Source organism: Streptomyces sp. NPDC048275, assembly GCF_040652275.1.
GTDB lineage: Bacteria > Actinomycetota > Actinomycetes > Streptomycetales > Streptomycetaceae > Streptomyces.
Genome location: NZ_JBEZLR010000019.1, coordinates 28,112 through 42,094 on the forward strand (window position 1 = coordinate 28,112; position 13,983 = coordinate 42,094).

13 protein-coding genes and 1 pseudogene are annotated in these 13,983 nt (G+C 69.6%); 6 read left to right on the plus strand and 8 right to left on the minus strand.

Translation table 11 applies throughout. From position 1 onward, the window contains the following. Window position 1: 1 nt before the first annotated feature. From AB0D57_RS14300 to AB0D57_RS14315, 4 genes are all read right to left on the minus strand, one after another. Window positions 2-415 (minus strand): ATP-binding protein, encoded by a 414-nt coding sequence (locus tag AB0D57_RS14300; RefSeq protein WP_362071469.1) that lies wholly within the window; start codon window positions 413-415, stop codon window positions 2-4. A gap of 103 nt (window positions 416-518) precedes the next feature. Further along, complete coding sequence (locus AB0D57_RS14305) at window positions 519-2,075, minus strand: ABC transporter substrate-binding protein (RefSeq protein ID WP_362071471.1); 1,557 nt, start codon at window positions 2,073-2,075, stop codon at window positions 519-521. 223 nt (window positions 2,076-2,298) lie between these two features. Then, on the minus strand, window positions 2,299-3,672 hold the full coding sequence (locus AB0D57_RS14310) for a metallophosphoesterase (protein ID WP_362071473.1): 1,374 nt from the start codon (window positions 3,670-3,672) through the stop codon (window positions 2,299-2,301). A gap of 81 nt (window positions 3,673-3,753) precedes the next feature. Beyond that, complete coding sequence (locus AB0D57_RS14315; RefSeq protein WP_362071475.1) at window positions 3,754-3,996, minus strand: hypothetical protein; 243 nt, start codon at window positions 3,994-3,996, stop codon at window positions 3,754-3,756. 91 nt (window positions 3,997-4,087) lie between these two features. On the opposite strand from AB0D57_RS14315, the gene AB0D57_RS14320 reads away from it, so the two are divergent. Then, window positions 4,088-5,374 carry a D-alanyl-D-alanine carboxypeptidase gene (locus tag AB0D57_RS14320; RefSeq protein ID WP_362071477.1) on the plus strand — a complete coding sequence of 429 codons (1,287 nt, stop codon included), beginning with the start codon at window positions 4,088-4,090 and terminating at the stop codon, window positions 5,372-5,374. Here AB0D57_RS14320 and AB0D57_RS14325 read toward each other — a convergent pair. Further along, window positions 5,328-6,239, minus strand: a complete 912-nt coding sequence (locus AB0D57_RS14325; protein WP_362071479.1) for a YihY/virulence factor BrkB family protein — start codon at window positions 6,237-6,239, stop codon at window positions 5,328-5,330. The genes AB0D57_RS14320 and AB0D57_RS14325 overlap by 47 nt on opposite strands. Before the next feature lie 423 nt (window positions 6,240-6,662). On the opposite strand from AB0D57_RS14325, the gene AB0D57_RS14330 reads away from it, so the two are divergent. After that, window positions 6,663-7,415 carry a decaprenylphospho-beta-D-erythro-pentofuranosid-2-ulose 2-reductase gene (locus tag AB0D57_RS14330; protein WP_362071481.1) on the plus strand — a complete coding sequence of 251 codons (753 nt, stop codon included), beginning with the start codon at window positions 6,663-6,665 and terminating at the stop codon, window positions 7,413-7,415. Window positions 7,416-7,429: 14 nt separating this feature from the next. On the opposite strand, the gene AB0D57_RS14335 is transcribed toward AB0D57_RS14330, so the two are convergent. Together AB0D57_RS14335 and trpS are read right to left on the minus strand one after the other, a co-directional pair. Further along, window positions 7,430-8,017 (minus strand): 2'-5' RNA ligase family protein, encoded by a 588-nt coding sequence (locus tag AB0D57_RS14335; RefSeq protein WP_362071483.1) that lies wholly within the window; start codon window positions 8,015-8,017, stop codon window positions 7,430-7,432. A gap of 206 nt (window positions 8,018-8,223) precedes the next feature. Then, window positions 8,224-9,237, minus strand: coding sequence for a tryptophan--tRNA ligase (gene trpS, locus AB0D57_RS14340; RefSeq protein WP_362071485.1), 1,014 nt, complete (start codon window positions 9,235-9,237; stop codon window positions 8,224-8,226). A 241-nt stretch (window positions 9,238-9,478) separates the two neighbouring features. Between trpS and AB0D57_RS14345 the strand changes: the two are divergent. The 4 genes and pseudogenes from AB0D57_RS14345 to AB0D57_RS14360 all read left to right on the plus strand — a co-directional run bounded on the left by AB0D57_RS14345 (window position 9,479) and on the right by AB0D57_RS14360 (window position 12,457). Next, a pseudogene (locus AB0D57_RS14345) lies at window positions 9,479-10,034 on the plus strand (RNA polymerase sigma factor). Beyond that, window positions 10,027-10,902: a hypothetical protein gene (locus AB0D57_RS14350; protein ID WP_362071487.1), complete on the plus strand. Its 876-nt coding sequence runs from the start codon at window positions 10,027-10,029 to the stop codon at window positions 10,900-10,902. The pseudogene AB0D57_RS14345 and the gene AB0D57_RS14350 overlap by 8 nt, the downstream one beginning before the upstream one ends. A 188-nt stretch (window positions 10,903-11,090) precedes the next feature. Further along, the gene (locus AB0D57_RS14355; protein WP_362071489.1) at window positions 11,091-11,765 is read left to right on the plus strand and encodes a hypothetical protein; all 675 of its coding nucleotides are present in this window, start codon (window positions 11,091-11,093) and stop codon (window positions 11,763-11,765) included. Window positions 11,766-11,824: 59 nt separating this feature from the next. After that, the gene (locus tag AB0D57_RS14360; protein ID WP_362071491.1) at window positions 11,825-12,457 is read left to right on the plus strand and encodes a hypothetical protein; all 633 of its coding nucleotides are present in this window, start codon (window positions 11,825-11,827) and stop codon (window positions 12,455-12,457) included. Between the two features lie 64 nt (window positions 12,458-12,521). Here the strand turns inward: AB0D57_RS14360 and AB0D57_RS14365 are convergent, their stop codons facing one another. Beyond that, window positions 12,522-13,970 carry a glycine hydroxymethyltransferase gene (locus AB0D57_RS14365; RefSeq protein ID WP_362071493.1) on the minus strand — a complete coding sequence of 483 codons (1,449 nt, stop codon included), beginning with the start codon at window positions 13,968-13,970 and terminating at the stop codon, window positions 12,522-12,524. Window positions 13,971-13,983: the final 13 nt, after the last annotated feature.

Sequence of the window (13,983 nt, forward strand, 5' to 3'; positions counted from 1 at the left end):
ATCAACCCGGCGGTCGAGGGACCGCGGACACCAGCGCCCACACCGTCTTCCCGTAGCGCCCCCGGCTCCACACCCCCCACGCCACGGCGATGTTCTCCACGAGAAGGAGCCCGCGGCCGGTCTCCTCCCCCTCGGTGACCGGCCGCAGCCGGGGTTCGGCGAAGTCCTCGTCGGAGACCTCGATGAAGCAGGAACCATCGGCGAGGGCGGTCACCGCGACCTCGAACTCCCGGTCCAGGACCATGCCGTGGCGCACCGCGTTGGTCGCCAGCTCGGAGACGAGCAGAACGACGTCGGCCACGGCGGTGTCGTCCGGACGGTGGCCCCAGTCCGACAGATGGTCGCGCACCCGGCGCCTGGCGAGGCCGACGGACGCCGGATGCCGGGGCAGCCGGAACGAGTTGCGCCTCACCACGTCAACTCCTCACCCCGCACACACCTCCGACACATGGTGCTGCGTTGGGCGAGAGCACGATGTCACTGGGCTGCGGGTCCACCCCGCGAGATCACGTCAGCTGTCATATCCAGTTCAGCCGCCAGAGGCGGAAGACCCCGGTCCCGTCCGACAGGTACTGGCCGCCCCCGACGTCCTCACTACTGACGACATACTCCTTGCGCTGCCACAGGGGAATCAGGGGAACATCCTGGGCCACGATTTCCTGCAGTTCCTCGAAGTCGTCCGGCGTACGGCTGCGGTCCTCGTACTGCTGACTGGCCTGAATCAGCCGGTCGACCTCCTTGCTGCTGTAGCCGTTCTTCATGGTGTTGCCGGTGCCGACGAGCGGGGTGCTGAAGGTGTCCGGGTCGGGGAAGTCGGCGACCCAGCCGACCGCCCACGCGTCCAACTGGCCCTGCGTGTACCGCTTCTGGAAGTCGGTCCACTCGTAACCCTCGGTCTCCACCTGGAACAGGCCGCCCGCCTCCAGCTGCTTCTTGAGCTCGGCGGCCTCCTCGCCGGCGGCACCCCGGCCCTCGGCGTACCCGTAGGTGAAGCGGACCGGGAGCTGCACCCCGGCCTCCGCGAGCAGCGCCCGCGCCTTCTTCTCGCTGGGCTTGGGATAGGCGTCGAAGAACGAGGTCGAGTGGCCCGTGATGCCCGTGGGGATCAGCCCGTACAGCGCTTCGGTGGTCCCCTTGTACGTCTCGCTGACCAGTTGCTCGCGGTCGATCAGCGCGGCGAGGGCCTGGCGTACGAGGCGGTCGTGCAGCGCCGAGCCCCCGCGGACGTTGAGGACGAGGTTGCGGGTCTCGGCGCTGTCGGCCTCGGTGACGCGCTGGTCCGGGTCGCTCGGCGAGAGGCCGGCGAGCACCGCGGGGGGCAGCTGGCGGGTGGCGACGTCGATCGCCTTCGCCTTCCAGGCACTCTCCAGCGCTTTGGGGTCGGTGTAGTAGCGCAGCACGGTGGGACTGCCGGGCTCTTCGACGGCGCCCCGGTAGCGCTCGTTGGGGGCGAGGACGGCTTGTTTGCCCTGCGTATACGTCTCCAGTACGTACATGCCGGTGCCGTCGGCGCCGCGGTCGGTGCGCAGGGCGCCCTTCGGGTAGCGGGTGTGGTCGACGATCGAACCGGCGCCGGTGGCCACCTTGAACGGGAAGGTGGCGTCCGGCGAGGACAGGTGGAAGGTGACCGTGAGACCCTTCGCGTCCACCGAGGCGAGGGTGTCGAAGAGGGAGGCCGGGCCCACGTCCGAGTTGATGGCCTTGACCCGGTCGAAGGAGTACTTCACGTCCTCGGCGGTCATCTCGCGACCGCTCGGGAAGGTCAGGTCGTCGCGCAAGGTACAGGTGTACGTATCTAGCCCGATGCCCTCGAAGCGGCAACTCTCCGCGGCGTCGGGCACGGGGGCGGCACCGTCCGGCTCGAACGTCAGCAGTGACTGGAACACATTGCTGAACAGCGCCCAGGAACCGGCGTCGTACGCGCCGGCCGGGTCGAGTGAGGTGACGGCGTCCGTCGTCCCGACCCTGATGGTCTTGCTCTTGCCCCCCTGCGCCGGCAGCAGCTTCCAGCCGCCGACTCCCGCGGCCGCCAGCACCAGCAGCGTCGCGAGAATCCGCATGCGAACCGATCGCATCGGTTGCCCTCCCCAGGCCCCACCCCCGTGTCACTCCCCAGTGACAGGGATCACCTAACCACAGGAGTTTCAACTGAGCAAAGAGGCATCTGAGGGTTCAACTCGTCTTGTGGGGACGGGAGTTACCGGCCGGTGTCACATAGGTTTCTCATGTATACGGGAGCGAGGCGGGGGTGTGGCCGGGGGGTGGCTGGTGCGGGCCGGCGTGGCGCCGGTACGCCGGTCACGCCTGTGTCGAGGCCAGCTCCACGACGGTGATGTCGGACGGGGCGCCCACACGGGTCGGCGGTCCCCAGGCGCCGGCGCCTCGGGAGACGTACAACTGCGTGTCGCCGTACCGCTCCAGGCCCGCGACCGTGGGGTTGGCGAGCTCGGCGAGGTAATTGCCGGGCCAGAACTGGCCGCCGTGGGTGTGGCCGGAGAGCTGGAGGTCGACTCCGTGCTTGACGGCGTCGTGGATCTGGACCGGCTGGTGGGCGAGGAGCACGGCGGCCCGTGCCGTGTCCCGGTCGCCGAGCGCCTGGCCGAAGTCGGGCCCTTGGCCCTCACTCTCGCCCGCAACGTCATTGACGCCCGCAAGGTCGAATCCGGCCAGTTCCGTCCGCGCGTTCTCGAGCGGGCGCAGACCGAGTTCCCGTACTTCCCGGACCCACTGTTCGGCGCCGGAGAAGTACTCGTGGTTGCCGGTGACGAAGTAGCTTCCGTGCCGCGCCTTCAGCCGCGCGAGCGGTGCGGCGGCGGGCCCGAGGTCCTTCACGCTGCCGTCCACCAGGTCACCGACGACCGCGATCAGGTCGGGCTGCGTCGAGTTGATCGTGTCGACGACCCGCTGGCAGAAGTCCCGGCCCAGGATGGGCCCGAGGTGGATGTCGCTGACGACGGCGATCCTGAACCCGTGCGCCGAGCGCGGCAGCTTGGCCAGCGGCACGGTCACCCGCTTCACCTTCGGCCCGCGCAGAACGCCGTACGTGCCGTACCCCACGGTCGCCAGCGCGGCGGCAGCGGCGGTCCCACCCACCGCGCGGGAGACGAAGAGGCGACGAGAGACCCCCGAGGGCGCCGCGGCGGCCGCGGCGGCGGCAATACCGGAAGGGGACGTGTCGGGGTGGCCGGTCGCGGCGGACGGCGCGTCAGCACCGGCTCCGGTGCTGGTGCTGGTGCTGGTGCTGGTGCCGGATCCGGCACCAGCATGTTCATGAGCGACCGATTCCGCGACCGGCCGAGAACCGATCGCCGATTCCACGAGATCCGAGGGAGCCGTTGCCCCGGCATCCGCCCGTCGTTCCACGAACCGCCGCAGCAGCGGCCGTACGGCCTCACCCGCCACCACGGCGAGGACCAGGTAGATCGACAGCGCCATCCACAGGAAGCCGGGCCAGGCCAGCGTGCGCTGGAGCCAGAACGGCGCGCCCGCCTGCTCCGCCGCTATGCCGGCGAACATCAGCACCGGACCGGCGACGAAGACGACCGTGCCCGCACGCCGGGCGAACCCGGGACCGGACGTGGTGTCACGCACCAGGCGTCGCCACACGTACCAGTGCAGTCCCGCGAACGCGGCCAGGACCGTCAGGCCCACCAGCACGAAGACGATGACCATGATGCCCGTACCCCCCACTCTTCCCTCTGCCAGTTTTCCTGTTACGGCTTCCGGCTTCCGGCTACCGGCTACGGCTTCCCGTTACGGCTTCCGGCGCAACGCGCGCAGACCGCGGAACCCGATGCCGCCGACGACCGTCCCCAGGACAAAGGAGACGACGGCGAGTGTCAGGTGCACCCAGAAGTACGCGGTCGGGTCACCCGCGTCATTGAACGCGAGTCCACTGCTGTCCTTGACAAGGTTTTTGACGAAAGTGATCCAGATGATCCAGCTCCACACCCCGAAGGCGAGCAGGAACCAGGAGACGGGGCGGCTGAGCTTCATGGGTTCAGTATCGCCGCCGTCGGCCGGCCCCCGCCTCCGGGGTGGCGAGGGCGATGGGACTTCCCGACCGGCGCCCTGTACTTTCTCGACCGTGCCCGCCTCCAAAAAGACCGTCAAGCGCTCCTTGTTGGTCACATCCGCCACCCTGTTGTCCGTTTCGCTGACGGCCGCGCCGGTCCTCGCCGCCGACAAGCCGTCGCCGACCCCGAGCGCCACTCCCCCGGCGAACATGTCGACCGTGGGCGGTGTACGGCTCGGCCAGGCCGGAACCCAGGTCGACCTCGGCTCCGGCGCCCCGGTACTGCCGAAGGACCTGACCGCGCGGTCCTGGATCGTCTCCGACGCCGAGTCCGGCGACGTCCTGGCCGCCCACAACGCGCACTGGCGGCTGCCCCCGGCGAGCACCCTGAAGATGCTCTTCGCCGACACCGTGCTGCCGAAGTTCCCGAAGACCGACAAGCACAAGGTCGCCGTCTCCGACCTGGCGAACATCGGCTCGGGCTCCAGCATGGTGGGGATAAAGGAAGACGAGACGTACACCGTTCACGACCTGTGGCTCGGCGTCTTCCTGCGCTCGGGCAACGACGCCGTGCGCGTCCTGTCCGCGATGAACGGCGGCGTCGACCAGACGGTCAAGGAGATGCAGGCGCACGCCGAGGATCTCCAGGCCCTGGACACGCACGTGGTCAGCCCGGACGGCTACGACGCGAAGGGCCAGGTGTCGTCCGCGTACGACCTGACGCTGTTCGCCCGCTCCGGATTGCAGAAGAAGGACTTCCGGGAGTACTGCTCGACCGTGCGGGCAGACTTCCCGGGCGAGACAAAGAAGGGCAAGAGCGGCAAAAAGACCCGCGAGTCCTTCGAGATCCAGAACACCAACCGGCTGCTGACCGGTGACACCGACATCTCCACGTACCAGGGCATCGCGGGCGTGAAGAACGGCAACACCACCAACGCGGGCGCCACCTTCACCGGTGTCGCCGAGCGGGACGGCAAGGTGCTGCTCGTCACGGTCATGAACCCGGAGAAGGACGACCACAACGAGGTCTACAAGGAGGCCGCGCGGCTGCTCGACTGGGGCTTCAAGGCCGCGGACAAGGTCGAGCCGGTGGGCGAGCTGGTGGCACCGAAGGGCGTCGACACGAGCGCGCAGCCCGGCGCGAACGCGTCCACTCCCGGTGCCGACGCCACGGGCAACGACAACGGCGGCAAGGCGTCCGAGAAGCCGGTCGCCGCCGCTTCCGGTGCGGCGGGCGGTTCGGGCGGCGTCGCGATCGCCCTGGCCGTCACGGGCGGCCTGCTCGTACTGCTCGCGGCCGGTGTCTTCCTGGTCAACCGCCGGTGGCCCCTGCCTGATCTGATGCGTCGGCGTCGCTGACCTCGGGGGACTCCGAGTCGTCGGACCCCGTGGCCGTCCAGGCGGCGCAGAACAGCAGTAGTTTCGCGGTGAAGTTGATCCACAGCAGCAGCGCGACGGGCACACCGAAGGCGCCGTACATGCTCTTCGACGCGACGTCCCGCATATAGCTGCTGAGCAGCAGCTTGAGCAGCTCGAAGCCGGCGGCGCCGATCAGCGCGGCGACGACGAGCCGGCCGTGCGGCGGCTGGACACCCGGCAGCAGCGTCAGGATGTACAGGAGCAGCAGGAAGTCGGCGAGTACGGCGACGGTGAACGCGGCGGACTGCAGCAGGTCGCCGCCCCAGCCGTGCTCTTCGATGCCGAGCTGCCGGGCCGTCCAGCCCACCGTCGTGGAGGCGATGGTGGAGGCGGCGATGGTGACGAGCACCGCGCCGCCGAGCCCGACGAGGACGCCGCCGTCCTTGAGCTTGCGCAGGACGGGGTTCTCCTCGCTGTCGGGCAGCTCCCAGACCGCGCGCAGACAGTCCCGCATCGAGCCGACCCAGCCGATGCCGGTGAACAACAGGACGGCGCCCGCAATGAGGCCGATGGTGCCGGCGTTCTGGACCAGCGCGTTGATGTCCAGCTGATCGGAGATGCCCGGCACCTGCTCCGCGAGCTTGTCCTGGAGCTCTTTCTGCTGGTGACTCGAGAGAGTGGCGGCGGCGATCGCGGCGGCCACGGTCAGCAGCGGGAACAGCGCCACGAAGCTGATGAAGGTCATCGCGGCGGCGAGCCGCGTCCACTTCACCCCGTCCAGACGCTCGTACGACCGCCACGCGTGCGTGGCCATCAGACGGGTGACCCAGGGACCCACGCCGGGGAGCTTTTTCAGCCAATCCATGATCCGACTCTGCCCTTACCTAGAAAAGCCGACGCCTTGGAAGGCGCTCCAAAGGCCAAGGTCCGGGTACCCCAAAATCGCAGGCAGTGGCGAGCGCCATGCCGATTCGGGCGCCCGGGACGGTGTCGGCGCGCCCGTTCCTACGGCGTATGCGCCCCCCGCTCACCGTCGACCGTCGCTCCGATGAGCCCGACCGCCGGCAGTCGACGGTGCATGCCGTCAAGGTTGCCCCTGCTGTCCCACCCTTCTAGGGAGTGGCCACAGAATTACGGCGATCAATCACGACATTCCAATTAATCACCCATTTCGGTGAGGAGCCGCGAGGGCCTTGGAGATTGGGGTGTTATGCACCCTTGGCCGCGATGGTCGGCACTACGGTCACGGTCATGCCTGCCGACACCGCCCCCTAGGAGTGTGGTTCTCATGAAGGACTTCGGTGCCCCCCAGTCCCTGCTGATCCTCGGCGGCACGTCCGAGATCGCGCTGGCCACGGCACGCCGACTGATCGCGCGGCGCACCCGCACGGTATGGCTCGCGGGACGGCCCTCGCCGACCCTGGAGAGGGACGCCGCGCAGTTGCGCAGGCTGGGCGCGGACGTCCGTACCGTCGCCTTCGACGCTCTCGACTCCGAGTCCCACGAGACGGTGCTCGACAAGGTCTTCGCCGAGGGCGACCTCGACATGGTGTTGCTCGCCTTCGGGGTACTCGGCGACCAGGCGCGGGACGAGAACGAACCGGTGTCCGCGGCGCGGATCGCGCAGACCAACTACACGGGCGCGGTGTCCGCGGGACTGGTGTGCGCGCGGGCCCTCCAGACGCAGGGACACGGCTCCCTGGTGGTGCTCTCGTCGGTCGCGGGTGAGCGCGCCCGCCGCTCCAACTTCATCTACGGCTCCAGCAAGGCGGGCCTGGACGCCTTCGCGCAGGGCCTGGGCGATGCCCTGTACGGCACCGGCGTGCACGTGATGGTCGTACGCCCCGGCTTCGTCCGTACGCGGATGACGGCAGGCCGGACTCAGGCACCGATGGCCACTACTCCGGAGGCGGTCGCGACCGCCATCGAGGTGGGGCTGCGGCGACGCTCGGAGACGGTGTGGGTGCCGGGGGCGCTGAGGCTGGTGATGGCGGCACTGCGGCATGTACCGCGGGCGGTGTTCCGGCGCCTGCCGATCTGACGATCGGACAGATCCTAGTGGGGGGTCGGCAGTGTGGTGTCGTGCTCCGTGGGCGCGCATGCCTGTGGGGGTACGGCCGCGCCGCCGAAGACGAACTCGCGCAGCTTGCGCCACACGCCGTCGGCGCCCTGTTCGTAGAGCGCGAACCCGGTGCACGGCCACTCGGCCCGGTAGTCGGCGAGCTCCTCGTAGGCCCGGTCCATCGCCGCGTCGTCGATGCCGTGCGCCACCGTGACGTGCGGGTGGTACGGGAAGTTCAGTTCGCGGGCCATCGGTCCGGACACGTCCCGGACCTGCTGCTGCAGCCAGGTGCAGGACTCGGCGCCGTCGACGACCTGCACGTAGACGACGGGCGACAGCGGACGGAAAGTGCCCGTCCCGGACAGCCGCATCGGGAAGGGGCGCCCGACGGCCGCGACCTCGACGAGATGCTCCTCGACCGCGGGCAGCGCCGACTCGTCGACCTCCGTCGGCGGCAACAGCGTGACGTGGGTGGGGATACCGCAAGCCGCGGGGTCGCCGAAGCCCGCGCGCCGCTCCTGGAGCAGGCTGCCGTGAGGCTCCGGGACCGCGATCGACACGCCGATCGTTACGGTCCCCACGTCGTCTCCTGTCGTCGTGTCGGTGTTGCTTCGCGGGCAGGGGTGACTGCTCGGTTGGTTCGGCTATCGACTGTACGGCCGCGCGGCCCAGTACCGGCTGTCGTACGGGTGTTGTGCTCGTCTCGTACTGGAAGACGAAGGGACTGTGGTACTGGCTGGGGTGCCGACTGGGGTACTGACGGTGTCGTCGGCTGCCTTACGGGCGGTCAGTGCTTGGCGGGCAGGAAGCCCACCCTCTCGTAGGTCTGGGAGAGCGTCTCCGCGGCGACGGCACGTGCCTTCTCGGCTCCCTTGGCCAGGATCGAGTCGAGCGTCTCCGGGTCGTCCAGATACTGCTGGGTGCGCTCCCGGAACGGGGTCACGAAGTCGACCATGACCTCGGCGAGGTCCGTCTTCAGCGCGCCGTAGCCCTTGCCCTCGTACTTCTCTTCCAGTTCGGTGATACCCGCTCCGGTGAGGGTCGAATAGATCGAGAGCAGGTTGCTGACGCCGGGCTTGGTCTCCGGGTCGAAGCGGATGACGGTGTCCGTGTCGGTGACCGCGCTCTTGACCTTCTTGGCGGTGGTCTTCGGCTCGTCGAGGAGATTGATGAGGCCCTTCGGGGTCGACGCCGACTTGCTCATCTTGATCGACGGATCCTGGAGATCGAAGATCTTCGCCGTCTCCTTGAGGATGTACGGCTTCGGGACGGTGAACGTCTGACCGAAGCGGCCGTTGAAGCGCTCGGCGAGGTCGCGCGTGAGCTCGATGTGCTGGCGCTGGTCCTCGCCGACCGGGACCTCGTTGGCCTGGTAGAGCAGGATGTCCGCGACCTGCAGGATCGGGTACGTGAAGAGGCCGACGGAGGCGCGGTCGGCACCCTGCTTGGCGGACTTGTCCTTGAACTGGGTCATGCGGGAGGCCTCGCCGAAGCCGGTCAGGCAGTTCATGATCCAGGCGAGCTGGGCGTGCTCGGGGACGTGGCTCTGGACGAAGAGCGTGCAGCGATCCGGGTCGAGGCCCGCAGCGAGCAGCTGGGCGGCGGCGAGCCGGGTGTTGGCGCGCAGGTCCGCGGGGTCCTGCGGAACGGTGATCGCGTGCAGGTCGACGACCATGTAGAACGCGTCGTGGGACTCCTGCAGGGCCACCCACTGGCGGACGGCGCCGAGGTAGTTGCCGAGGTGGAACGAGCCTGCGGTGGGCTGGATTCCGGAGAGCACGCGGGGACGATCAGAGGCCATGTTCACCATTCTCTCAGGTGTGGGGGCCGGGTCCGGAACTGACCGGAAACAGATCCGGAAGCCCGCCCGGAAACAGGTCCGGATGCCGGCCCGAAAACAGGTCCGGATGCCGGTCCCGATGCCGGTCCGGATGCCGGTCCGGAAACAGGTGCGGCGCGGGTGGGAACCGATTGGCCTTCGGCGGTGTAGCAAGAGTGTGAGGACGCGGGAGGGGGGCCGCATCGTCGTCGACGAGGCCGTGGTGATCGCACGCGTACGCGCCGGTGAGCCGGAGGCGTACGCGGAGCTGTGCCCATACGGGCATCGCGATCAGAGCGGCCAGGGCACTGGGGGCGGGTGCGGACGCGGAGGACGTGGTGCAGCAGGCGTTCATCAAGGCGTACTGCTCGCTGGGGCGCTTTCGGGACGGCTCGGCATTCAAGCCGTGGCTGCTCTCGATCGTCGCCAATGAGACGAGGAACACAGTGCGGACGGCGGTGCGGCAGCGGACGCTGGCGGGCCGGGAGGCCGCGTTCGCGGAGGCGGAGCCCCTGATACCGGAATCAGCGGATCCGGCGGTCGCGGCGCTGGAGATCGAGCGCCGTACGGCACTGCTGGCCGCCTTGGAGCAGCTGAGCGAGGAGCACCGCCTCGTCGTCACGTACCGCTATCTCCTGGAGATGGACGAACCAGAGACGGCCCAGGCCCTGGGCTGGCCGCGCGGCACGGTGAAATCCCGGCTCAACCGCGCCCTGCGCAAGCTGGGCCGCCTGCTGCCGGACTTCGAGCCTCGGGAAGGGGGTGATGAGCATGAGTGAGCCGTACGAGGAGAAGGACACGGGGGGCACGGAGCCGTCTGGTGACCGGATCAGGCCTGCCCGTGAGGGCGGCTCGCGGCTGCCGGAGGAGTTGCGGGCGCTCGGGCGGTCGCTGGACCGGCCCGGGGCGGCCGGGAGCGAGTCGATGGTCGAGCGGGTGCTGGAGCAGATACTCGCCGAGAGGATCCCGGTCCCGGTGGCCGAGCCGCAGGGACCCGGCGAGCGGCTCCGGGCGGTGCGCCGCTGGGCGCGAGTGCGCTGGCGCGCGCTGACCGCGGGCCTGTGCGGCGTGCTGACGGTCCTCGTGCTCACGCCTCCGGTGCGCGCCGCGGTCGTGGACTGGTTCGGCTTCGGCGGGGTCGAGGTGCGGTACGACCCGTCGGCGCTGCCCTCGCCAGGCGCCCGGGTACCGGGGTGCGGCCCTTCGCTGACACCGGCGCAGGCAGAACGGCGGGCCGGGTTCGCGCCTCTCGTGCCCGACGCCCTCGGGACGCCGGACGCGGTGACGGTGACGCCCGAGCCGAAGGGACGGCTCCTGGTGAGCCTGTGCTGGCGCGAGCACGGGCACACGGTCCGGCTGGACGAGTATCCGGCGCACCTGGACATCGGTTTCTCCAAGACGGTGCGGGAGCAGCCGGAGTGGGTGCAGCTGGGCGGGAACGGGGACTACGGCAATCCGGCGCTGTGGTTTGCGAAGCCGCACCTGCTGAGCTTCTGGCTCATCGACGCGGACGGGGACCGCTTCACCCGCTCGGAGCGGACCGCGGGGCCCACGCTGCTGTGGATGCAGGGGGATGAGGTGACCCTCCGCATCGAGGGGGTGGCGTCGAAGGCGCGGGCGGTGGAGATCGCGAAGTCGTTGAAGTAGGTGGCCGCTGAAGTAGGTGGCCGCTGCGGTAGGTGGCCGCTGCGGTAATGGGAAAGCGAAGTCGCTGAGGTAGCGCGACTTTTGGTCGGCGCCGAGTGGGAACCCCGGCGGGTCGAGCGGTGTACCAGAAGTGACACACGGCGTGCGGGCGGGCCGCACGTAGATCGACCGGCTGGTTGGGGGCTCGGATGCGCAGGGTTCGTGAACTGCTCGCGGGAACAGGGGTGTTGGCGGTGGTCCTCTCGGCGGTGCTGCTGGGGGCATCGCCCGCGATGGCCGGCGGCCCGACGAGCGTGCTGGTGGTCTCGCCGGAGAGCGCGGAGACCACGGCGCTGTACCACTCGGACAAGGAGTACGGGGAGCTGATGCGACTGCTGGGCGAGCCTGGCTCGGGCACAAGCGAGGAGCCCCCGGGGCTCGACGGCGGCAACGGCGGCCGTCAGATCAACGTCACGTGGATGCTCCACGACGTGTCACCTTGGCGCGTCGACCGCGTATACCCGGACACACCGAGGAGCAAGGAGGTGTGGATACATACGGCGACCAATATGCAGTCGATGAACGGCTACTGGCACAAGGCGGAGCATCCGGCCCAGGTGCGCGCGCTGTTGAAGAAGCTCGGGGTGATGGGCTCGTCATCGGCTGGGGGTGCCGGGGCCATTTATCCGGCGCCTTGGGAGACCACGGAGGATACGCCCAGCGCGCCCGCGCGCAGCGAGCAACCCCGTGCGGCGACCGCCGCCGCGGCCGACGACGGCACCGACTGGTGGTGGGCGCTACCGGGGGCGGCGGCCGGGGCTCTGCTGGCTCGGGTACGGCTGCCGCACAAGGGGGAGCCTCGGCAGGAGTTGCGGGACGTATGAGGTGCTGGACGGACGAGGGGGATGGGTGAGTTTTCAGGTCAGAAGGATGAAGTTGAGGGGTGATATTGCTTGTATGTGTGGTTTCCGCGGCCGCCCTGACCGCACTCGGCACACCAGCGGCCCACGCCTGGGCGCACACCATGGCCTACGCGAAGGCCGACACCCCGAATCTGGCCCTGGTCGACGCCGGTGACACGGGGCGAACGACCACCCTGCACACCGGGGAGGAGGACTTCGTACGGTTCTGGCGGTTGCTGTCGCCCAGATACACCGGGACGGAGAGGGTGCCCGAGGCCTGGGTGGAGGGCCGCCACCCAAAGGTGCTGGCCACCGTGATCTGGGGGCTGACCGGGGTCGGGGGCTGGCCGGTGACCAGCAGGGCGCCGGGTGGCGATGTCGCCATCGAGCGTCAGGACCAGGTGTTCCTCGCGGCGGACGGCATGCCCTGGGTGCGGTCGGATCCTTCACCCGACGTGGAGGACGACGACATCCGCTGGCATCGCGCGCCGCGCTCGGTGTTCAACGAGCTGGCGGGGCGCAGGGACCTGTTCGGCTCCGGGAGCGACTCGGTGGCCGCCTCGAAACCGGATGCGGAGGAGCGTGCACGGTGGGCGATACCCGGACTGGCGGCAGGTCTGGCCCTCGGCGTCGGCGACACCCTTGTGATACGCCGCGCGGCGGCCCCGGCGTGAAGCTGCCGGACCGCCGCGGGAACCACGACAGGAGCTGATCGACTTGTAGCCCCGTCGGGGGGGGTCAGCCGAGGTCGATCTCCGGGTAGAGCGGGAAGCCGGTGAGCAGGTCGGTCGCGCGGTGGGAGATCTCATCGGAGATCTTCGGGTCCAGGACGTGCTGGGCCTTGGACGGGGCGCCCTTGGCGGTGGTGCCGGGCTCGGCGGCGGTGAGGACGCGGTCGATCAGAGCGGCGATCTCGTCCATCTCGGCCGTGCCCAGACCACGGGTGGTCAGCGCGGGCGTGCCGATGCGGATGCCGGAGGTGTACCAGGCGCCGTTGGGGTCGGCGGGGATGGCGTTGCGGTTGGTGACGATGCCCGAGTCGAGCAGTGCGGACTCGGCCTGGCGGCCGGTGAGGCCGTAGGAGGAGGCGACGTCGATCAGGTTGAGGTGGTTGTCGGTGCCGCCGGTGACCAGCGTGGCGCCGCGGCGCATCAGGCCCTCGGCGAGGGCGCGCGAGTTGTCGACGACGGCCTGGGCGTAGTCGCGGAACTCGGGGCGGCGGGCCTCGGCGAGCGCGACGGCCTTGGCGGCCATGACATGAGGAAGGGGGCCACCGAGGACCATCGGGCAGCCGCGGTCGACCTGCTCGGCGAGGGTCTCGTCGCACAGCACCATGCCGCCGCGCGGGCCGCGCAGCGACTTGTGCGTGGTGGTGGTGACGATCTGGGCGTGCGGGATCGGGTCGAAGTCGCCGGTGAGGACCTTGCCGGCGACGAGACCGGCGAAGTGGGCCATGTCGACCATGAGGGTGGCGCCGACCTCGTCGGCGATCTCCCGCATGATGCGGAAGTTCACCAGGCGGGGGTAGGCGGAGTAGCCGGCGACGAGGATCAGGGGCTTGAACTCACGGGCGGAGGTGCGCAGGGCCTCGTAGTCGATGAGGCCGGTGGCGGGGTCGGTGCCGTAGGAGCGCTGGTTGAACATCTTGCCGGAGATGTTCGGGCGGAAGCCGTGGGTGAGGTGGCCGCCGGCGTCCAGGGACATGCCGAGCATGCGCTGGTTGCCGAAGGCCTGACGCAGCTCGGCCCAGTCGGCCTCGGAGAGGTCGTTGACGTTGCGGACGCCGGCCCGCTCCAGGGCAGGGGCCTCGACGCGGGCGGCAAGGACGGCCCAGAAGGCGACGAGGTTGGCGTCGATACCGGAATGCGGCTGGGCGTAGGCGTGCTCGGCACCGAAGAGTTCGCGGGCGTGCTCGGCGGCCAGGGCCTCGACGGTGTCGACGTTGCGACAGCCGGCGTAGAAGCGGCGGCCGACGGTGCCCTCGGCGTACTTGTCGCTGAACCAGTTGCCCATGGCCAGGAGGGTGGCCGGGGAGGCGTAGTTCTCGGACGCGATGAGTTTGAGCATGGCGCGCTGGTCGGCGACTTCCTGGCCGATGGCGTCGGCGACGCGGGGCTCCACGGCCCGGATCACGTCGAGGGCGCTGCGGAAGGCGGTGGATTCGGTGGAGAGGGGCTGCTCGGGCATGTCGGCCTCCGGA